This is a genomic window from Thalassospira sp. SN3W (genome assembly GCF_038070535.1).
In the GTDB taxonomy this organism is placed as follows: Bacteria; Pseudomonadota; Alphaproteobacteria; order Rhodospirillales; family Thalassospiraceae; genus Thalassospira; species Thalassospira xiamenensis.
The window spans coordinates 1978338-1999419 of sequence record NZ_CP121124.1 but is presented as its reverse complement, the minus strand read 5'-3'; the positions used below and the strand labels follow the sequence as shown (position 1 = coordinate 1999419).

Sequence of the window (21082 nt, the reverse complement as noted above, 5' to 3'; positions counted from 1 at the left end):
TAAATCACCCTGAAATCATCCGGATCAGAACGGGCGGGCAATGACCATAAAGACGATAATCACCATCAGGATGGTTGGTCCCTCGTTCAAAATTCTGAAGAACTTCTGGGACTTGGTGTTTGCATCGGCGTCAAACATACGGCGATAGCGCGCCATCATCATATGCATCCCGGTCATCAGCACCACGCACAGCAATTTGACGTGGAACCATCCCTCGGTCATCACACCGGCTGCATGGATCAGATAACCGCCGAAAATCCATGATGCAATCATCGCCGGATTCATGATCGCGCGCAGCAACCGGCGTTCCATGATCTTGAACTTCTCGCTGGCTTCGGAACCCGGTGCCACTTCGCAGTGATAGACAAAAAGCCGCGGCAGATACAAAAGCCCTGCCATCCAGGCAATAATGCTGATGACATGCAGGGATTTGATAACGCTGTAGGTATCCATGTCTCTCTCTTCTGGTCGATTCGGGGCACAGGGCAATCGATATTGTTTGTTTCAAACAGGATAAACGTCAAATTGCCCGATCAGCAATATAATCAGGCAGGGCCCGCACCCATCGGCTGTTTGGCCACCGCACAGCTATGTTCATCCGGGCACCACCAGCCACGTGTTTCCACCGCGTAATCATCTGGTCCGTTCTGATCAAGTTCCTGCTGGGTTTCGTTGACCACATCAACCAAGCCACTGATAAACAGCGGATGCGAACAAACCGTTCGAACACGTTCGTAAACCGGGATTTTCAGCTCATCGGCAATTTCGCGATATTCAATGTCCAGCTCGACCAGCGTTTCGGAATGCTCGGTAACAAAGGCAATCGGAACAATCACCAATGGTACGCCATCCTTGCCGGCACGTTCAATTTCATGCTCGGTCGACGGGCCAATCCATTCCATCGGCCCTACACGGCTTTGATAGCACACAAGCCAGTCCAGATCGGCAATTGCCATCTTGTCGACCACGGCTTGTGCTGATTTTTCAATCTGCGACTGATATGGATCAGCACGTTTGGTAATCACTGCCTTGGGCACACCATGGGCAGAAAACAGCAGGCGTGGCTTGCCAACACCAAGATCGGCAGCCTTTTTCAGGGCATTTTCATACCCGGCCTTAACCATTTCAGCCGATGCATCAATAAAGCCAGGATTGGTTGGATAACAACACGCGGTTTTGATCGGCGCCGCAAGGCTAACCTTGTGACAGGCCCGTTTCCAGTCCTTGACCGAGGATCCGCTGGTGGTTGTTGAAAATTGCGGATAAAGCGGCAACAAAATCTGTTCATCCGCACCCCATGCCTTAACCGCGGCCGCACTTTCATCGGCAAACGGTTTCCAGTAACGCATGGCAATGAAACAGCGATTTTCATAGCCGTCATCAAGCCCGTTAAGCGCTGTTTCAAGCGCATCCGCCTGATCTTTAGTCAATTCCAGCAGCGGCGATTTTCCGCCGATATGGTTATAGATCTCGCGCGCAATCGGTGCGCGGCGCGATGAAATAAGCTTTGCCAGAAAATACCGGAACGGATTGGGCAGGCTAATAATCGCCGGATCATTAAAGAGATTGAAAAGAAACGGCTTAACCGCATCCGGCCCATCCGGGCCGCCCAGATTGAAAAGAATGATCGCGCGTTTTTTACGCTTTAGTTCGGACATCGGCATATCCTTCATGGCGTTTTGAAACTGTCCGGTTCATCCCGGAAGTTTTGTCTGGATAAACCCGTCCCACTTCTTTTAATCCTGCCGATTATAATGGCCAATCAGTATCGAAGTGCAACGGGTTTAAACCATTTTACGCATTGAATTTTTCAATCGATTTGATCGATTTCAATTATCAGCGATAATTTCGAATAAAATCGACCAGCTTGCCGACATTTTCCGGCGATGTTTCCGGGGTAATCCCGTGTCCAAGATTGAAAATGAACGGACCATCACGCAGCACATCTAGGATACGGCGGGTTTCATCAATCATTTCGTCCCCACCGGTAATCAGATACATCGGATCAAGATTACCCTGCACCGGGCCCAATGGCTGAAGTTTTTTCGCAACCCATTTCAAAGGAACACCACTATCAAGACCAACGGCATCGACACCAGTCTGCTGTTTAAAGTCGATCAGATGCAAGCCAGCACCCCTTGGGAAGCCAATCACAGGCAAATCCGGATGTACCACCTTAAGATTTGCGACAATCTTTTTGGTCGGTTCGATCACCCAGCGTTCAAACCCGTTTTCCGACAGTACTCCGCCCCAAGTTTCAAAAAGCTGGATGCATTCCGCACCTGCTTCAACCTGTTTTAGCAGATATTGCGTGGTGGCTTCGACCAGGATGTCTATCAGACGTGAAAACCCGTCTGGATCGCCATAAGCAAAGCGGCGAATATTGGCAAAATCCTTGCTGCCCTTTCCTTCAACCATATAGGTCGCAACCGTCCAAGGTGCCCCTGCAAAACCAATGAGAGAGGTATGAGACGGAATGGATGCAGAGAGCTTTGCAACCGTCTCGTAAACCGGCCCCAGTGTGTCATGGATACGATCAACATTTAGGATGCCAAGTCCCGAAGCATCTCTAATGGCTTCAAGCTGCGGGCCTTCCCCCTGCTTGAAAGCCAAATGCTGTCCAAGTGCCTGTGGTATGACGAGGATATCGGAGAACAGAATAGCCGCATCGAAGTCATAGCGCCGCAACGGCTGCAAGGTAACTTCACACGCAAGATCAGGATTATAGCAAAGATCGAGGAACGAACCTGCTTCGGACCGTGTTGCGCGATATTCCGGAAGATAGCGACCCGCCTGACGCATGAGCCAGATGGGAGGTACCGGCAATATTTCACCGGCAAGGGCGCGCAAAAAGGTCTTGTTTGGTTTTGGCATGACGTTTCCTGTTTGACTGCCGGTAACTGCCTTTTAGCTGGCTGTTTCCGGGTATGATAGTCCCGATCCTTTTGTCAGACACGATGATCTGGCGCTTATGTCTGGTTCCCGGTTCCTGACCCGTTAATTGTGTCCTGAAGCCTTTCCAATCCGTTTTTCCACCGTGTCTCTAACAAAACCTTCTTTAATAAAAAAGGATGTTGTTTGTTAGTGGTTCCCTGTGGATAACGGGGATCAAATTTGGTGCACAACTTATCCACATTGCGACTCGGGAAAAATGATTCATCTCAAACGGTCTTGGGGAAAACTGGGGACGAATCCGAACGACTCCCAAGGATGAGCTTGGGAAAAGCCGTTTTTGAATAATGGGGATAGCGGGGATTAATCTGGTTTTCGCCCTGTTATCCCTGCTATTAGGGAAAAAATTTTCCGCTTATCCCCCGTGGGACGAATGCATTGAGAAATTTTGTATGACGTGCAGGATAAAATCTGTGGAAAACATTTGGCCGGAGTCGCCCCCGTTATCCACAATTATCCACAGGCCCGACTCCGTCAGTTTAATTTATGGTTGGGATTGCAGTGCCCTGACATATGGCAGATGATCGAAATATCGAACACCGGGTTTCGGTTAAGTAATATGAAATGCTGGAAAATTGCGGGTCTGCAATGATTGATGACGACAATATCTTTCACCTCCATCTGGTATCGGACTCGACCGGTGAAACCGTTGACGGGGTGGCACGTGCCTGCATTGCACAATTTCCCGATGTCCGGGCCCATGAACATGTCTGGTCGCTGATCCGAACCGATGCGCAGCTTGCCCGTGTGCTTGCCGATATCGAACGCAATCCCGGTATCGTGCTTTATACGGTTTTCGATATGGATATCCGCCGTAAGCTCGAAGAAGGCTGTCGTCGTTTGCAGGTACCGCACAGCCATGTGCTTGATAATACCATTACCATGATGGCGGGGTATCTGGGACAGCAATCACGCGGTCGCACCGGCGCCCTTCATAAAATGGACGAAGATTATTTCAACCGGATCGAAGCCATTGATTACACGCTGTCTCATGATGACGGGCAATCGACCTGGGATCTTGAAGAAGCCGATGTCGTGATTGTCGGAGTTTCGCGTACGTCAAAGACACCGACCTCCGTCTATCTGGCAAATCGTGGCATCAAAACCGCCAATGTGCCGTTTGTGCCGGGGTGCCCGTTGCCCCCTGAACTCGACAAGCTTAAAAATCCGCTGGTTGTTGGCCTGATCAAGGATGTTGATCAACTGGTATCGATCCGCAAAAATCGACTGCGCCAGATCGAGCGCGGCGAGGGTGGAGATTACGTTGACCCGGTTGCCGTGCGAAACGAAGTCCATCAGGCACGCCGTTATTTTACTGATCGCAGCTGGAAGATTATCAACGTCACCAGACGATCCATCGAAGAAACCGCGGCGATCATTCTATCGACCATGTATGATCGCCGCGGTCATTAATTCGATTAATTCAAAGACATCAGAAAATTACAGGATACCGATACATGACCAGACTGATTCTGGCGTCCAGCAGCAAAGCTCGCCACTCCATGCTGAGAAATTCAGGTGTGGATTGCGAGGCAATTGCCTCCATGATCGACGAAGACGGTTACAAGCAATCAATGAAGGCCGAAGGTGCCAGTGCTGCCGAAGCCGCCGAAACGCTCGCCGAAATGAAGGCATTGCGCATGTATCGACAGCAACCCGATGGTATCGTTATTGCGGCGGATCAGATGCTGGAATGCAACGGGATCTGGTTTGACAAGCCGCGTGACCGCGACAATACCCGTGCCCAGCTTCTGGCGCTTCGCGGTAAAACCCATCAACTGGTTTCGGCGGCCGTGATCTATAAGGAAGGATCACGTATCTGGGGCACCATCGATACCGCCCATCTGACCATGCGCAACTTTACGGATGAATGGCTCGAAGACTATCTTGATGCCGCCGGCGACGACATTTACGACTGTGTTGGAGGTTATCAGCTTGAAGGTATTGGCGCGCAGCTTTTCACCGAAGTACGCGGTGACTATTTTACCGTTCTGGGCCTGCCTCTTTTGCCGCTGATTGGCTTCTTGCGTGATCACGGTATTCTCAAGGCATAATAAAAGACATTCAGGCAGGAAATTCTTCATTATGATTTCGCGAACCCCTTATCGAACCCTGTCGGGTACCTCGCGCCTTGCCGGTGTGATGGGCTGGCCGGTATCGCACTCGAAATCGCCGCGTCTGCACGGTTACTGGCTGGCAAAATACGGGATCGACGGTTGCTATATGCCGCTCCCGGTAGAGCCGGATAATTTTCAGGATGCCCTGAAATCCTTGCGTAATCTGGGTTTTTCCGGGGTCAATGTCACCATTCCGCAAAAGGAAATGGCGATGCCCGAATGTGATGAACTGTCCAACCGTGCCCGTCGCATTGGGGCAGTCAATACCGTGACCTTTGCCAAGGATGGCCGCATGCTGGGCGATAATACCGATGGGTTCGGTTTTATCGAAAACCTTTGCCAAGAAGCCCCGAATATCGATTTTGCGTCTGGTCCGGCGGTGGTGCTGGGTGCGGGTGGGGCATCGCGCGCGGTTTTGATTGCCCTGCTTGACGAAGGCAGTCCCGAAATCCGTATTGCCAATCGTACACGCAAACGCGCTGAAGATCTGGCGACCGAGATTAATGATCCCCGGATAAATGTTGTGAACTGGCCGCTTGATCCCGCAAGCCTTGCCGATGCGGCACTTGTGGTCAATACCACAAGCCTTGGCATGGTTGGACAGCCGAAACTTGAAATCGATCTTGAAGGTTTGCCGCAAACAGCCCTTGTTACCGATATCGTTTATGCACCGCTGATAACCGATCTGCTGGCACAGGCCAAAAAACGCGGCAATCAAGTGGTTGACGGGTTAGGCATGTTGCTGCATCAGGCACGACCGGGTTTCCATCGCTGGTTCGGGATTGATCCAGAGGTTACGCCAGAGCTTCGCGAATTCGTGCTTTTGCCAGATTAATCCGAATTAAGATCACAGGACACTATTTATTATGGTGATTTTGGGACTGACCGGGTCCATCGGCATGGGTAAATCGACAGCGGCGGGGATGTTCCGCTATCTCGGTGTGCCGGTTCATGATGCCGATGCCAGCGTACATCATTTGATGGCACCGGATGGGGCGGCATTTGAACCGATCATTTCGGCATTCCCTGATGTCCTGCAAGACGGCCGTATTGATCGCCAGATACTCGGACCAATCGTTTTTGCCGATTCCGATGCGCTGAAATGTCTTGAAGCAATCCTGCACCCGCTGGTTCGCGGTGAAGAAAACCGATTTCTAAAGCAGAACCGTCTGGCGCAAAGACCATTGGTTGTACTTGATATCCCACTTCTGTTTGAAACGGCGGGCGAAAAACGCTGCGATCAAGTTGCAGTAGTATCAGCGCCGGAGTTCATTCAACGCCAACGTGTTATGGCGCGATCGGGGATGACGGAGGCCAAATTTTCCGCCATTCTTGCCAAACAGATGCCCGATCGCGAAAAACGTCGCAAAGCCGATTTCATCATCCCGACAGGCTTGGGGCGGGCGGTAACTTTCGCTAAGATACGGACCATCGTTGACCAACTGGAAAATCGGACCCGACATGCGTGAAATTGTCCTTGATACGGAAACCACCGGCCTTGATCCATATGCAGACCATCGTCTGGTGGAAATCGGTTGCATCGAGTTGATCAATCACATGCCGACGGGACAGCAATATCACCAATATATCAATCCACAGCGTCCGATGCCAAAAGAGGCATTTGACGTTCACGGTCTGGGTGACGATTTCCTTAAAGACCAGCCTGTTTTTGCCGAAATTGTCGATGATTTCCTCGAATTTATCGGTGATGATTCGCTTCTTGTGATCCATAACGCTGCGTTCGATATGAAATTCCTGAACGCAGAACTTGAATGGCTGAGCAAGCCGAAAATTGACATGAATCGCGCGATTGACACCGTGCAGATGGCGCGCAAAAAATTCCCTGGTTCTCCGGTCAGCCTCGATGCGCTGTGTCGTCGTTTCAAGATCGATAACTCGAACCGTACCCTGCACGGCGCACTGCTCGATTCCGATCTGTTGGCGCTGGTTTATCTTGAACTGCTGGGGGGGCGGCAACATGGACTTTTGCTTGATTCCAATGCCAAGGACAAAGCAAAGGAGACCGCGAATACCCCGCGCATGGTGGTGGGGCCAAAGGAAAATCGTCTTGAACCACGGCTCCATATCGTCAGCGACGAAGAATTGGCTGCACATCGCGCCTATATTGAAACAAAGCTTTCCGGTGCCTTTTGGCTAAAGCACGAAGAGGTATGATGTGACCGGCATGTTTTCCCGATATGCCGTTTTTTTTAGAACTTCTTTTTTTTGTCAGATCGTCTTTTTGCTTTTTGAACTCCCGTTCTTGAACTCGCCGCTTTTCAACAAGCCGGGTGTAATCGGATGTTTGATCACTGCAATGCTTCTGTCGGGGATCCCAACCCGCGATGCGAGCGCCCAATATCAATTGGGTGACCAATCCCCGATCCAGTTGCAGCAAACAGACACCCTCATCGATGGCGAACTTGCCTATACCATTCATGCGTCTGAGGGCGGTCGTGATAAAGTCCGTCCCGAACCGGGCTATTTTGATGATCTTGTCACGACTCTGTTTAACGATGCTGGTCTGCCCTATGTCATTGCGGCGCAAGCACCCTGGAAGCGGGTTATGGAACAGGCGGTGCAGGGCACCCGGCATGTAATCTATCCGACAACTCGAACCGCGGATCGCGAAGACAGCTTCAAATGGGTTGGGCCGATCAGTCGCACCATCTGGAACCTTTATGGTTACGCCGGTGCCAAATGGCAGGATATGAGCTTTGATAACATCCTGTCCTCGGCACGGATCGGTGTTTTGTTGGGATCGGCGCGTGAACCCTATTTACGTAAACGCGGCGCACAACAGCTTGTTCTGGTTCCACGCGAAGAGCTTTTACTGCCTATGTTACATGCTGATCGTGTGGATCTGATTGCAATTGGTGGTTCGGTTCTGCGCCAATATCGCGACATTGTCGATCCCAGTGCTCAGCAACGCGATATTGACGGGATTTTACCATATCGCAGTTGTTTTCTTTATATTGCCATCAGCAATGCGGCCCCGATTGACGAGATCAAAAAACTTCAGAACTCTCTCGATAAGATTAAGCAAAGTGGCCAATTCATTAATTTACGTGAGAGACATGGCTTGTCTTCGAATACCGACAGTGCGTTTCTGCGAGCAATGTTGAACCTCGACAATAACGGTGTTGCCTGTCTTGATCTTTTCGGGCGGGATGATTGATACGGTTTATGAACATTCGCACATGTAGTGATCATCAGGCTTTGGACCCACCATTGTTCGGTTTATGGCGCGGTTGGCGGTCATGCCTATGGCTTGGTTTACTCTGGGCCGATATGCCTTTACGCTCAATATGCTTCCCGACACCCGTATTGTCGTTTTAAAAGTCAGCGACATCGTCGGAACTTACGAAGAAGTATGGGCACGGTTGCGCGAATGGGAAGGAAACGGCAATATGCCGCGAACATTCCTTTGGGTGACAGGCCCGTCGCGAACAGGCGATATCGAACAGACGATACAGCTAGGCGCGCACGGACCGCGCCGTTTGCATATCGTTCTGGTGGATGACACAAAAGAAAACCCATAAAAGACGGCGCTCCGTCAGCGACGAAGAAAAGGCCCTTTGGGAAATTTTCACGCGTGATGTCAAACCCCTGCATTCCAAACAGCGCAAGGGCAGCGACGCCGTGTTCGAACTGGACGAAGATCATCCCAAAAGCGATACGGCGATGCCGCTTCCTGATGACCTGCAAGGCGAAATCAAGAAGGCTGAAGAAGTCCGGGCTGCGCGCAATCTGCCATCTGCACGCAATGCTGATCGAGGCCCGCAGATAAAGAATCGCGCCTTGGCCGAACTTGAACCCGGTGTCACCGATAACATTGATAAGTCGACGGCCAAAAAATTCCAGAAAGGCCAGATGTCAATCGACGGACGTATCGATCTGCACGGCATGACCCAGGATGTCGCCCACCATGCACTGAATGCTTTTATCGAAGACAGCTGGCGGGCCGGAAAACGGTGTGTTCTGGTGATTACGGGCAAAGGATCGCGTGCTGATGAATATGGCCGCACCGGTCTTTTGCGCCAACGCACCCCGCAATGGCTAAGCGCGCCAAGGCTCCGCACCCGTATTCTTGCCATCAGCGAAGCCCGTATCCAGCACGGCGGATCGGGCGCTTTTTATGTTCTGCTGAAACGGAGACGCCCGTGACACCCTTTGGCAATCGTATTCGCGAATTACGGGCGCGGCATAATGTCACCCTGACCGATATGGCAAACGCCTTGCAGCTCTCGCCAGCATACCTTTCCGCGCTTGAACATGGCCATCGTGGCCGGCCAAGCCCGGGTCTGGTGCAGCAAATCTGCGGCTATTTCAATCTGGTCTGGGATGAAGTTGACGAAATCAAACGCCTGGCACAGCTTTCTCATCCCAAGGTAACGGTAGATACCGCCGGGCTTGAGCCAGAGGCAACCGAACTTGCCAATCTTCTGTCGGAACGGATTGCCGGTTTAAGCGATGATCAGCTTGCCCGTATGCTGGCGATAGTCCGCGAACGGGTTGGTTGACCAGACAGATGCACGAAGGTTCGCCAGTTGGTTGAAGAATATCTTTCGCCGGTTTAGCTTGGGCAGGCGATGGCATGGCAGTTCTGCAACAGGTGCACGTGATATTGCCTTAATGGCTTGAAACACGGTTTGACTATTGGTTCAATCGGCGTTATCAATCTGTGGTGTTTTACACCCGAAACATGAAACAGTCCTGTCTGCTTCACAACTACAAGGTTCTGACCGGTCCGCAGAAACTATGATCTGCCTGATCGTCAACCGTATTCCTCTCTATATCTCCTCTCCTTTCAATCATCGCCTTTCCCGGCAATCACAAGATCATTAAACGCACATATGCATCTTCAGGAACTCAAAAAGAAATCCCCGACGGAGCTTCTTGCCCTGTCCGAGGAACTCGAAATCGAAAACGCCAGCACGCTCCGTAAACAGGAGCTGATGTTTGCCATTCTCAAACAGCTGGCCGAAAACGATCATGCCATTTTCGGCGAAGGCGTGTTGGAGGTTCTGCCAGACGGCTTTGGCTTCCTGCGCAGTCCCGAGGCAAACTATCTTGCCGGTCCGGACGATATCTATGTCTCGCCGAGCCAGGTTAGGCGCTTTGGTCTGCGCACGGGCGATACGGTTGAAGGCCAGATTCGTTCGCCCAAGGAGGGCGAGCGTTATTTCGCGCTGCTCAAGGTCGACAAGGTCAACTTTGATGCGCCCGAAAAAGTCCGCCATCGCATCAATTTCGATAACCTGACCCCGCTTTACCCGGACGAACCGCTCAAGATGGAGCGCCACCTTGATCAGGAAGGCAACAAGGACATCACGAACCGTGTGATTGAACTTGTTTCCCCGCTTGGTAAAGGTCAGCGTGCCCTGATCGTCGCACCGCCGCGCACCGGTAAAACCGTGATGCTGCAAAACATTGCGCACGCGATTGAGGAAAACCACCCGGAAGCCTATCTGATCGTTCTTCTGATTGATGAACGCCCGGAAGAAGTGACCGACATGGACCGTTCCGTGAAGGGCGAGGTCATCAGTTCGACCTTCGACGAACCCGCACAGCGTCACGTCCAGGTCACTGAAATGGTTCTGGAAAAGGCAAAACGCCTGGTTGAGCACAAGCACGATGTCGTCATCCTGCTGGACTCCATCACTCGTCTTGCACGTGCTTACAACACTGTCGTTCCAAGCTCCGGCAAGGTTCTGACCGGTGGTGTCGATGCCAACGCCCTGCAGCGTCCGAAACGCTTTTTCGGTGCGGCACGTAACATAGAAGAAGGCGGTTCGCTGACCATCATCGCAACTGCCCTGATTGATACCGGTTCGCGCATGGACGAGGTCATCTTTGAAGAATTCAAAGGTACTGGTAACTCCGAGCTTATTCTGGATCGCAAACTGTCCGACAAACGTATCTTCCCGGCGATCGATATTCTTAAATCGGGTACCCGTAAGGAAGAACTGCTGGTCGAAAAAAGCGCGCTCTCCAAAATGTGGGTTCTGCGCCGTATCCTCAACCCGATGGGGCCGCAGGATGCGATGGAATTCCTGCTCGGTAAGCTCAAATCGACAAAAAACAACGACGATTTCTTCGATTCAATGAATGGCTGATCGCCGTTCGATCCTGTAATCGACCCGTCATGGAAAACCCCCGACAATCTGTCGGGGGTTTTTGTTTGCCGACAGGAGGTATCCGACAGGTTTATGAGTGCGGTAGATCACTGTGATCTACTTCGCTTGAACAGTGACAGGTTGCCTTTGCGCGATGAATATATCTGTGCTGTGCGGGCCGCCGAATGGCAGGCACTCGCCGGAACCGGGCCTGATCTGCAACCTTGCGGGATGTTTCATGTGAAACACTTCGCTATTCAGGTCATTGCCAATGTTAGTTCGGCATTGTGACCGTCAAGTTTCTGCCGAATCAGTTTGCTATCACCCGGTTCGACATGCAGCTTTCCATTACCAAAATGAAGCCCTATATGATGCACCCCGTATCGAAGGGTGATTGTCAGCTCATCAGCAGCGACGATTTCGCAATCGATTTGGTTATTGGCGGCCAGATGATGGGGCGGGGCTGATTTCCAGCCGGTTTGCGGTGCCAGACTGGTTAAATGCAGAGGTTCGGTGCCGGTATTTTGCAAGGTTAGTTTAAGATTCATTTCCTCGGGCATGTCTCGCGTACCTCTTTGATTTTGGCTCTTTCCTGTATGTGGGGCATATATTTTTGATGTCGATAGCCATCAATGCTTGCAGTAGCCGCAATCAAATGTGACTCTGGTCTCGTTCTTCCACTACTTTTTTCAAGGCTGATGCAGCTTTTACTGAAATCCGTCGATTTTGCCGCCCGCGCGCATCGTGACCAGCGCCGCAAAGGCCCGGCCCATGAACCCTACATCAATCACCCGATCGAGGTATCGCGCCTGATCGTCGAATGTGAACCGCATACGGATGAATACGTGCTCTGTGCTGCGGTCCTGCATGATGTGATCGAGGATTGCGGGGCGACTCGCGATGAAATTGCCGCCTGTTTCAATGAAATGATCGCCGATATCGTCCTTGAAGTCAGCGATGACAAGGCGCTGCCGCGCGATGAGCGCAAAGCCCGCCAGATCGAAACCGCCCCGCATCTTAGTAACGGGGCTAAACTGGTCCGTCTGGCCGATAAGGTCGCCAATGTTGGCGCGATGTTGACCGATACCCCGGTTGGTTGGGACCGAGAACAGATTCTGCGCTATGTCGATTGGGCTGAAGCTGTCATTGCTCCGTGCCGTGCGGTTAGCTCCGGCCTGTCGGATCGTTTCGATGCTATCGCGCGCGATGTTCGTGCCTGGCACACGGAAAAGGAAGAGGCGGGGGTTTAACCCTGCCTCTTCCTTTTCCTATCATTTCCGCAAAGGCGTGAATCGATGTTTTTCAATGCGATACCGTCTTACGGTTTCAGGATGACCGAGCCCGTTGTTTTGCGGCCTTCAAGGTCGTCATGTGCGTGTTTTGCATCCGCAAGGTCATATGTCGCGCCGATATCAATCTTCACCACACCAGTTTTCAGGACGTCAAACAGCTCGTTTGCAGTCGCCAGAAGCTCTTCGCGGGTGGCGGTATACTGGAAGACGCTTGGCCGGGTCAGGAAATAGGCCCCGGGTGCGAGTGCCTTAAGCGGGATTGGCGGAACGGCGCCTGATGACTGGCCGAAACTGACCATCATGCCAAGACGTTTCAGGCAATCGAGCGAGTCGTCAAAGGTATCCTTGCCGACCGAATCATAAACAACTTCAACGCCCTGGCCGTTGGTGATCTCTTTGACGCGCTCGGATACCTTTTCCTCCCGATAGAGGATCGGATAATCGCAGCCCTTGGATTTGGCGATCTCGGCTTTCTCCTTCGATCCGACGGTGCCTATTACGGTGGCACCCAGATGTTTGGCCCACTGGCAGACAATCTGGCCAACCCCGCCTGCAGCCGCATGGATAAGGATCGTATCGCCTTTTTTGACGTGATAGGTTCGGCGCAGCAGATATTGTGCCGTCATGCCCTGCAACATGGCGGCGGCTGCAAGATCAAAGCTGATTCCGTCCGGGATTTTAACCAGACCCTTGGCTGGCATCACGCGGGCCTCGGCATAGGCGCCAAGCGGTTGTGCAGCATAGGCAACCCGATCACCAACTGCAAGGTCGGCTACGCCGTCACCAACCGCCTCGATCACGCCCGAACCTTCAAGCCCTAGGCCCGATGGCAGGGACGGGGCCGGATAAACCCCGGAACGGAAATAGATATCGATATAGTTCAGTCCGATGGCTTCCTGTCGCAGGCGAACTTCACCGGTACTTGGTGCACCAACCTCGACATCTTCAAAACGCAGGACATCGCTGCCGCCGGTTTCATAAAATCGGAAAGCTTTGGTCATGGAGACCTCCCGTTAATGCGCCATTTTGGCGCTTGTCTGATCAATGGACCAAGTCTATGTCAGAAAACGGCATTTTGCTATCCGGCAGGTTTGGTTTTGCCCGTTCCGACGGATGTTAAAAGACGGTATTTCATCTGATGGAATGCCAGACAAAATTGGCTGATAGCCGCTTTGTTCAGAACAGGTTGCCCTGATCGCTTGGGATAACCAGATCGATGCCTTCTATTTTCAAAAGCGCGCGTTTTGTTTCAAGCCCGCCATCGCCGGAATAACCACCCGGTTTGCCGCCGCTTGCCAGAACCCTGTGACACGGAATGATGATCGGGATCGGATTAAGCCCGCAGGCTGTGCCGACCGCTTGATAGGCTGTTGGTGCCCCGGCGGCAATTGCCAAATCTTTATAAGTCGCTGTTTTGCCGCGCGGGATTTTGCACATCGCATCCCATACCGCCTTATGGAAATCGGTGCCATCGGGCGCCAGCGGCAGGTTGAAGGCATCAAGCTTGCCATCGAAATAGGCATTGAGTTGCGCTTTGGCATCGCTCAGGACCGGACTCGGTTCCATATTCTCGACAAAGCCCCAATCGACGGCGACGATCTGATCGTCGAATTCGAAAATTGTAATCGCCCCGACCGGGCTGTTCATCGAAATCTGCGGCATGGTCGAAATCCTGCGGCTTGTGGGAAGGGGTAAAAGGCATAATTAATTTTTGGACGCCGGAGGAGGAGGCCAACCATCGGATGTTTCACGTGAAACATCCGAGTTGAGCAGGCATCGTATCAGCGGCTCTTCTTATGTCGACTTATTTGGTAAATTGGCAAGCAGCTTGGCAAGGTCGGCGACATTAGTAACCGGGGCGGAACAGACCGACCCCTTACAGACATAGGCTGTCTCATGTCCGTCAATCGCGGTTTTTCCCTTGGCTGGGTGCAGGTCGGGCAGGGCATCGGTGTCGGCCAGAATGGTGATCGCACGGTTTGGCAGATAGGCGGCAAAGATGGCACGCCGCATTTCCATGTACATCTGGCTGCGTTCCTTGGCGATCAGCACGATCTGAAGCGGATTTTGCAGCATTTCGGCTGCCAGAAGAAGGCCAGGCATGTTGGGAAATTGTTCGTTTAATCGCCCGGCAAAGGCGGCAATGGTGATTTCCGCCCGGTCGCGATATTTGGTATCGCCGGTCAGGGCATAAAGCCGCGCCAGATTTTGTGCCATGACCGAATTCCCAGCCGGAACCGCATTATCCATATGCGGTTTCTGGCGCACAACCAGATCATCGGCATCAGATGCCGATTGGAAATAACCACCTTTGGTGTCGGCAAACAGGTTTTCGACTGCTTCGCACCATTCGGTGGCTTCGCGAAGGTATGCATCCTCGCCAAAGCATTCATAAAGCCGCAAAGCAGCGCGGATCATGTGCGCGTAATCTTCGAGCATCCCGGCATGCTGTGCCTTTCCATTGCGATAACTATGCAGGAAGCGCCGGTCATTGCTTTCGCCAGTCATCAGGCTGTTGATCACAAAATTATAGGCAAGCTTTGCATAATCAAGCCAGTCTGCGCGCTTGAACACCATTGCGGCTTCAGCCAAAGCTGCGATGGTCATAGCGTTCCAGTCGGTCAGAGCCTTGTCATCCCATCCCGGCCAGATGCGCTTGTTGCGCACTGCCAAAAGCTTTGTCCGTGTTTCCGAAAGTTTCTTTTCCGTCGTTCGGTCCGCAAGGCCAAGGCCCGATTGCGTGCGGTTCAGGATATTTTTATGTTCCCAGTTGCCCGAGGGACTGACGTCATAGATATCCTTGAACAGGGCGGCATCATTGCCAAGAATGGCGTTAATTTCGGCTTCGTCCCAGACATAGAACTTGCCTTCTACACCCTCGCTGTCGGCATCAAGGCTGGCGGCAAAGGCTCCGCCGGGGACTCGCATATCGCGCAGTATCCAGTCGATGGTTTCGGAAATGCGGGCTTCATAAAGCGTGTTGCCGGTTTCACGCCAGACATCACACAAAAGATCAATCAGCTGCGCATTATCATACAGCATCTTTTCAAAATGCGGCACCAGCCATTGGTCATCGACCGCATAACGGGCAAAACCGCCACCGACATGGTCATAAATCCCGCCCTGGCACATGCGATCAAGGCTGTGGCGGACGATGCGTTTAAGATCGGTATCGTTGGTGCGAACTCCGACACGCCATATAAGGGCCAGAAGGCTTGGTTGCGGGAATTTTGGTGCACCATTGGTGCCGCCATTTTCGCCGTCCATGATCTGTAAGCAGCCATGACCGCACTGATCAATCATCGCGAGCGACGGCATCGACCCGGTTGCACCGCTATTCATTTTAATCAGCGCCTGACCGATCTGTGCAACGTTATGGCGGATGTTATCCGGCTGTTGGGTATAGATTTCTGAAACCGACTTCAAAACATCGGCAAATCCCGGGCGGCCATACCGGGCCTCCTTGGGGAAATAGGTCCCACCCCAGAACGGTTCGCCATCCGGCGTCAGGAACATGGTCAACGGCCATCCGCCCTGCTGACCCAGCAATGCCAGCGCATTCTGATAGACACTATCAAGATCGGGGCGTTCCTCGCGGTCTAGCTTAATATTCACAAACAGCTCGTTCATCAGGGCCGCGATACCATCGTCCTCGAAACTTTCATGTGCCATAACATGGCACCAGTGACACGCCGCATAGCCAACCGACAGCAGAACAGGCTTGTTTGCGGCCTTGGCCGCGGCAAGAACCTCGGTACTCCAGGGTTGCCAATGCACCGGATTGTCACGGTGCTGCAAAAGATAGGGGCTGGTTTCCGAACCAAGATTGTTCTGCGCAAGTTTCATGGCGTCGTATCCTGTGCCCGTCCGGATTTCCTGTGAAGGTGGCGGGCTTTTTATGGTTTGCGGGAAGGGAAGTGTTCCATCCCATTGCTGATATTCATTCTATGGATGTAAGGGTAAAGCCCCTGAAGCGAAAGACAAGGGGGGTAAAGGGATTGGATTAGCAATATATTGCGATTTTATCGGCTTTTAACTGATTGGAAGTGCTCTGAGGTCGATAGTGATTGAGAACTTCGCACGGGCGTCCATAATGGACCCAATAAAAAGCAGAAGATCAAACAGAGGAGATCAGGGCGATGAAAGTTTCCGTGGATATTGATTGCACGCCGGAAGAACTGCGCACCTTTTTTGGTCTGCCCGATGTGCAGCCTATGCAGCAGGCCTTGATGAAAGATATCGAGGACCGGATGAAAGCTAATCTTGCGGCGATGGATCCCGAAACCATGCTCAATACCTGGCTGCCGCAGGGCATGCAGAACTGGGAACAGCTTCAGAAAGCCTTCTGGAGCCAGTTTAACGCTGCCGGAAACACCACTGGCAAGAACAGCAAGGACTGACTAGCTTGACGACCGAGGCACATTTTTATCAGGCGCATGTTTTCGTGTGCCAGAACGAGCGCCCCGCGACGCACGAACGCGGATGCTGCAATTCCAAGGGTGCTACGAAGCTTCGCAATTACATGAAGGTTCGCGCCAAGGAACTGGGTCTGCCGATGACTCGTATCAATACCGCTGGATGTCTTGATCGCTGCGAACTGGGGCCGGTGATGGTTATCTATCCCGAAGGCACTTGGTATCGTTACGAGACGATCGAAGATATTGATACCATCCTTAATGACCATCTGGTCGGGGGAAAGGTGGTTGAACGGCTGCGCCTAAGCCCGGATCGATAAACCGGTAAGGCGCGATGCGCGGCATCATCATTAGGACAATCACTTCAAACGGCTCCGACAGGGGTCGTTTTGTGTTTTCCGGCAACGAGAACGGTGACAAGTTGGTGCCGTTTCCAAAGATCTGTAAATCAAACTAGAAACCGGTTTCCGCGAGGATTGTTTGGTGGTCAGAAAGCTGATGATATGCCGCTTTCAGCTATCTTGTGCAGCCTTAAAGCCCCGTTTGTGATTGCAGCTATATGTTGACCTTCGCGGAATGCTGACCGATATGGACAGCCAGCAACATTTTTCTTCAGATGGCGTGACGGATAGCAGAACGGATGACGATTAACGTGACCGACAGTGGAACCCCGATCCGAGTGGGCCAGACAGACACCATATTTGCCCTTTCCAGCGGCGCTGGGCGGGCCGGGGTGGCGGTTATCCGGCTATCCGGGTCAATGGCTGGGGCGACATTGTGCGCGCTTCTGGGCCGCGACAGCCTGCCAAAACCACGTCATGCGATCTATGCGCCGATCCATGATCCGAAAACGAACGAGCGACTTGATGATGCGGTAGCGATCTATTTTGCAGGTCCGGCCAGCTTTACAGGCGAGGATGTCGTCGAGCTTCATACTCATGGCGGGCGTGCGGTAATCGACGGTGTTCTTGATTGCTTGGCCGCTCGACCGGGCCTGCGTATCGCCGAACCGGGGGAATATACCAGACGTGCCTTCGAAAATGGCAAAATGGACCTGACCGCGGCCGAGGGCATTGCCGATCTGATTGATGCCGAAACTGCGGCCCAACGCAGGCAGGCCGTGCGCCAGATGGCAGGCGAATTGGGCGCCCTTTACGAAAACTGGCGCGCGCGTTTAATGAAGGCATTGGCCTACATCGAGGCGGATATCGATTTTCCGGACGAAGATTTGCCTGGTGGTATTGTGCCGGTGGTGCGTGGTGATTTGTCATCCGTTCACGGCGAGATGGATAAACATCTCGCCGACAACCGGCGCGGGGAACGGTTGCGCGAAGGTTTCCAGATCGTGATTCTCGGTGCGCCTAATGCCGGTAAATCAAGCCTTCTGAACCGGCTGGCAAGGCGTGAGGCGGCGATTGTGTCCGAGATCGCTGGAACCACGCGCGATATGATCGAAGTCCATCTTGATCTTGGTGGTTTTCCCGTCACCATGGTGGATACTGCGGGCCTTCGCGAAAGTGGCGATGTGATCGAAACCGAGGGTGTTCGCCGTGCAACCGCCCGCGCGGAGGATGCGGATTTGCGGCTTGTTGTGGTGGATCGTTCCGACTGGCCCCACATCGACGCAGAGGCTGCGCGCCTGATTGATGCCAATACGATCCTTCTGGTCAATAAGGTGGATGGTGTGGATGTTGGCGATATCCCGACAGTCTGGTCTGGAAAATCGGCAATAGGTGATCGGCTTGAGCTGCCCGTTTTGCCCATATCGGCCATGACCGGGCAGGGGATGGAAAGCCTCTTGCAACTGCTGGAGACTCGCGTAAAAGAAGGGCTCGGTTTTGCGGGACCAGTTCCCCTGACACGGCTGCGGCACCGCCAGGCACTTGAGCGTGCCAGTGATCATCTGGATCGCGGATTGCAGACCGATATTGCCGAATTGGCGGCCGAGGATGTTCGCCTTGCCGTGCGTGAAATCGGTAAAATCACCGGACGCGTCGATGTGGAAGACCTGCTTGATATTATCTTCGGCGACTTCTGTATCGGCAAATAAGATTATCAGAAATTGTTTCACGTGAAACATCGGCCATTTCGATGACACGTGGTTTTGAATTAAGACCTGAATAAGACTCGCAAGCTGTGTTGCATTGAGCAGATGTCATGGCTTGGCGTAGTCAAGGAATTCAACGAGGAATTCGATGTCGGATAACCGATTTGATGTGATTGTTGTTGGCGGGGGCCATGCCGGGTGCGAGGCTGCGGCTGCGGCTGCGCGCATGGGGGCGAAAACCGCATTGGTCACACACCGTGCTGATCGTATCGGTGAAATGTCTTGCAACCCGGCTATTGGCGGGCTTGGCAAGGGGCATATGGTTCGCGAGGTCGACGCGCTTGACGGTGTGATGGGTCGTGCGATTGACCGCGCTGGGATCCAATTCCGAATGCTGAACCGTTCCAAGGGACCGGCTGTGCGCGGCCCACGCGCGCAGGCTGATCGGAAGCTGTATCGCGAAGCGGTGCAGGATATTCTGGCCAATCAGGAAAACCTGACGATCATCGAAGGCGCGGTTCACGACCTTAAAATTGCCGAGGGCGATGACAGCCGCGTGACCGGTGTGATCACCGAAGACGGGCGCGAATATGATGCCGGTGCGGTGGTTCTGACAACGGGAACATTCCTGCGTGGTCTTATTCACATTGGCGAAAAAACCACTCCGGCCGGGCGTATCGGTGATGCGCCAGCACTTGGTCTTTCGGAAACTTTGGAAAAATTCGGCTTCCGTTTGGGGCGTTTGAAAACCGGCACCCCGGCACGGCTTGATGGCCGAATGATCGATTGGGCCAGTCTTCAAGAACAGCCGGGTGACAATCCGCCCGATCCGTTTTCCTTCCTGACCCAAGAAATCACCGTACCGCAAATCTCGTGTCACATGACTTGGACAACTGAGGCGACGCACGAAATCATCCGTGCAAACCTGCATCGGGCTCCGATGTATAGTGGCCAGATCAAAAGCAGTGGCCCGCGTTATTGCCCGTCGATCGAAGACAAGGTTGTGCGTTTCGCCGAAAAGAACCAGCACCAGATTTTTCTGGAGCCAGAAGGGCTCGACGATCCGACGGTTTATCCGAACGGCATTTCAACCTCACTTCCCGAAGAAGTTCAGCTTGCGATGCTGGCCACCATTCCGGGTCTCGAGAAGGTCGCGATTTTCCGTCCTGGCTACGCAGTGGAATATGATTTTGTTGATCCGCGCGAGCTGCGCCATACGCTGGAAACCAAGAAAGTCAGTGCACTGTTCTTTGCCGGGCAGATCAATGGCACGACCGGTTACGAAGAAGCTGCCGGGCAGGGACTTGTCGCGGGTGTTAATGCTGCCCTTGTCGCCGGAAGCACAGCAGGGGCGGTTGAGCGCGAATTTGTTCTTGATCGTGCTGACGCCTATATCGGCGTGATGATTGATGATCTGGTGACGCTGGGCACGCGCGAACCTTATCGCATGTTTACCTCACGCGCTGAGTATCGTTTGATGCTTCGTGCGGACAATGCTGACCAGCGTCTGACGGATCGTGGTCTTGACATCGGCTGCGTGGCATCGCACCGCCAGCAGGTTTGGGGTGATAAAAAACTTTCGCTTGAAACAGCCAAACGCACCGTTTCCGATTTGACCGAAACCCCGAATGGTCTGGCGAAGCATGACATCAAAATCAACCAGGATGGTGTGCGGCGCTCGGCGTATGACTTGCTGGCATATCCGGATATTGATTTCGATACCTTGACCCGCGTCTGGCCGCAGCTTTCTGAAATTACCCCGGCGATCCGAGAACAGGTTTCAATCGATGCGCAATATAAAGGCTATCTGGATCGCCAGTCCGCCGATGTTGCGGCCTTCCGTCGGGATGAAGAATTGCGTCTGCCGCGCGATCTTGACTTCGATAGCGTTGGCAGCCTCTCGGCGGAAATCCGTCTGAAACTGAAAGAAATCCAGCCCGAAACTATTGGTGCGGCATCACGCATTCCAGGTGTCACCCCCGCGGCAGTGACCGCCTTGCTTGGGCATATCAAAAGCCACAAGCATAAGGCGATACGCAGCGCCTGATTGGAACTTACGTTGGGTTGTTCATAATTTCGGAAAGGCAGCACATTTTGTATAAGTGTGCTGCTCTTTTTTGATGTGCCGCTGTTTATCATT

General features: G+C 52.8%; 22 protein-coding genes. 15 read left to right on the top strand and 7 right to left on the bottom strand.

What is annotated here, in order from left to right; genetic code table 11:
- Positions 1–24: 24 nt before the first annotated feature.
- The 3 genes from hemJ to hemE all read right to left on the bottom strand — a co-directional run bounded on the left by hemJ (position 25) and on the right by hemE (position 2874).
- Positions 25–453 carry a protoporphyrinogen oxidase HemJ gene (gene hemJ / locus P8T57_RS08875; RefSeq protein ID WP_037989028.1) on the bottom strand — a complete coding sequence of 143 codons (429 nt, stop codon included), beginning with the start codon at positions 451–453 and terminating at the stop codon, positions 25–27.
- 92 nt (positions 454–545) lie between these two features.
- The gene (gene hemH, locus P8T57_RS08870) at positions 546–1658 is read right to left on the bottom strand and encodes a ferrochelatase (protein ID WP_341365213.1); all 1113 of its coding nucleotides are present in this window, start codon (positions 1656–1658) and stop codon (positions 546–548) included.
- 178 nt (positions 1659–1836) lie between these two features.
- Positions 1837–2874 carry a uroporphyrinogen decarboxylase gene (gene hemE, locus P8T57_RS08865; RefSeq protein WP_341365212.1) on the bottom strand — a complete coding sequence of 346 codons (1038 nt, stop codon included), beginning with the start codon at positions 2872–2874 and terminating at the stop codon, positions 1837–1839.
- Positions 2875–3540: 666 nt separating this feature from the next.
- On the opposite strand from hemE, the gene P8T57_RS08860 reads away from it, so the two are divergent.
- From P8T57_RS08860 to rho, 10 genes are all read left to right on the top strand, one after another.
- On the top strand, positions 3541–4365 hold the full coding sequence (locus P8T57_RS08860; protein WP_037989244.1) for a pyruvate, water dikinase regulatory protein: 825 nt from the start codon (positions 3541–3543) through the stop codon (positions 4363–4365).
- Between the two features lie 44 nt (positions 4366–4409).
- Positions 4410–5006, top strand: a complete 597-nt coding sequence (locus P8T57_RS08855; protein WP_341365211.1) for a Maf family protein — start codon at positions 4410–4412, stop codon at positions 5004–5006.
- A gap of 31 nt (positions 5007–5037) precedes the next feature.
- On the top strand, positions 5038–5904 hold the full coding sequence (locus tag P8T57_RS08850) for a shikimate dehydrogenase (protein ID WP_063092267.1): 867 nt from the start codon (positions 5038–5040) through the stop codon (positions 5902–5904).
- A gap of 31 nt (positions 5905–5935) precedes the next feature.
- On the top strand, positions 5936–6538 hold the full coding sequence (gene coaE, locus P8T57_RS08845) for a dephospho-CoA kinase (RefSeq protein ID WP_341365210.1): 603 nt from the start codon (positions 5936–5938) through the stop codon (positions 6536–6538).
- Complete coding sequence (dnaQ, locus tag P8T57_RS08840) at positions 6531–7244, top strand: DNA polymerase III subunit epsilon (protein WP_341365209.1); 714 nt, start codon at positions 6531–6533, stop codon at positions 7242–7244. Before coaE ends, dnaQ begins: the two co-directional genes overlap by 8 nt.
- A 190-nt stretch (positions 7245–7434) precedes the next feature.
- Positions 7435–8247 carry a transporter substrate-binding domain-containing protein gene (locus P8T57_RS08835; RefSeq protein ID WP_223304927.1) on the top strand — a complete coding sequence of 271 codons (813 nt, stop codon included), beginning with the start codon at positions 7435–7437 and terminating at the stop codon, positions 8245–8247.
- An 88-nt stretch (positions 8248–8335) separates the two neighbouring features.
- Positions 8336–8611 carry an LUD domain-containing protein gene (locus P8T57_RS08830; RefSeq protein WP_223304925.1) on the top strand — a complete coding sequence of 92 codons (276 nt, stop codon included), beginning with the start codon at positions 8336–8338 and terminating at the stop codon, positions 8609–8611.
- Positions 8589–9236 carry a Smr/MutS family protein gene (locus P8T57_RS08825; RefSeq protein WP_063092272.1) on the top strand — a complete coding sequence of 216 codons (648 nt, stop codon included), beginning with the start codon at positions 8589–8591 and terminating at the stop codon, positions 9234–9236. The genes P8T57_RS08830 and P8T57_RS08825 overlap by 23 nt, the downstream gene beginning before the upstream one ends.
- Complete coding sequence (locus P8T57_RS08820; RefSeq protein ID WP_037989003.1) at positions 9233–9592, top strand: helix-turn-helix domain-containing protein; 360 nt, start codon at positions 9233–9235, stop codon at positions 9590–9592. Before P8T57_RS08825 ends, P8T57_RS08820 begins: the two co-directional genes overlap by 4 nt.
- A gap of 333 nt (positions 9593–9925) precedes the next feature.
- The gene (gene rho / locus P8T57_RS08815) at positions 9926–11188 is read left to right on the top strand and encodes a transcription termination factor Rho (protein ID WP_007088512.1); all 1263 of its coding nucleotides are present in this window, start codon (positions 9926–9928) and stop codon (positions 11186–11188) included.
- A gap of 257 nt (positions 11189–11445) precedes the next feature.
- Here the strand turns inward: rho and P8T57_RS08810 are convergent, their stop codons facing one another.
- Positions 11446–11748 (bottom strand): hypothetical protein, encoded by a 303-nt coding sequence (locus P8T57_RS08810; RefSeq protein ID WP_341365208.1) that lies wholly within the window; start codon positions 11746–11748, stop codon positions 11446–11448.
- A 138-nt stretch (positions 11749–11886) separates the two neighbouring features.
- On the opposite strand from P8T57_RS08810, the gene P8T57_RS08805 reads away from it, so the two are divergent.
- The gene (locus P8T57_RS08805; protein WP_341365207.1) at positions 11887–12438 is read left to right on the top strand and encodes an HD domain-containing protein; all 552 of its coding nucleotides are present in this window, start codon (positions 11887–11889) and stop codon (positions 12436–12438) included.
- A gap of 68 nt (positions 12439–12506) precedes the next feature.
- Here the strand turns inward: P8T57_RS08805 and P8T57_RS08800 are convergent, their stop codons facing one another.
- From P8T57_RS08800 to P8T57_RS08790, 3 genes are all read right to left on the bottom strand, one after another.
- Positions 12507–13481 carry a quinone oxidoreductase gene (locus P8T57_RS08800; protein ID WP_341365206.1) on the bottom strand — a complete coding sequence of 325 codons (975 nt, stop codon included), beginning with the start codon at positions 13479–13481 and terminating at the stop codon, positions 12507–12509.
- Between the two features lie 175 nt (positions 13482–13656).
- A complete protein-coding gene (locus P8T57_RS08795) occupies positions 13657–14142 on the bottom strand; it encodes a methylated-DNA--[protein]-cysteine S-methyltransferase (RefSeq protein WP_341365205.1) in 486 nt (161 codons plus the stop codon).
- A 132-nt stretch (positions 14143–14274) separates the two neighbouring features.
- Entirely contained in the window at positions 14275–16326 is a 2052-nt protein-coding gene (locus P8T57_RS08790; RefSeq protein WP_341365204.1) for a thioredoxin domain-containing protein, read from the bottom strand.
- 293 nt (positions 16327–16619) lie between these two features.
- On the opposite strand from P8T57_RS08790, the gene P8T57_RS08785 reads away from it, so the two are divergent.
- From P8T57_RS08785 to mnmG, 4 genes are all read left to right on the top strand, one after another.
- Positions 16620–16880, top strand: a complete 261-nt coding sequence (locus P8T57_RS08785; protein WP_341365203.1) for a DUF6489 family protein — start codon at positions 16620–16622, stop codon at positions 16878–16880.
- Positions 16881–16885: 5 nt separating this feature from the next.
- Positions 16886–17215 carry a (2Fe-2S) ferredoxin domain-containing protein gene (locus P8T57_RS08780; protein ID WP_341365202.1) on the top strand — a complete coding sequence of 110 codons (330 nt, stop codon included), beginning with the start codon at positions 16886–16888 and terminating at the stop codon, positions 17213–17215.
- Positions 17216–17535: 320 nt separating this feature from the next.
- Positions 17536–18945 (top strand): tRNA uridine-5-carboxymethylaminomethyl(34) synthesis GTPase MnmE, encoded by a 1410-nt coding sequence (gene mnmE, locus P8T57_RS08775; RefSeq protein ID WP_341365201.1) that lies wholly within the window; start codon positions 17536–17538, stop codon positions 18943–18945.
- Positions 18946–19090: 145 nt separating this feature from the next.
- A complete protein-coding gene (gene mnmG, locus P8T57_RS08770; RefSeq protein ID WP_341365200.1) occupies positions 19091–20989 on the top strand; it encodes a tRNA uridine-5-carboxymethylaminomethyl(34) synthesis enzyme MnmG in 1899 nt (632 codons plus the stop codon).
- Positions 20990–21082: the final 93 nt, after the last annotated feature.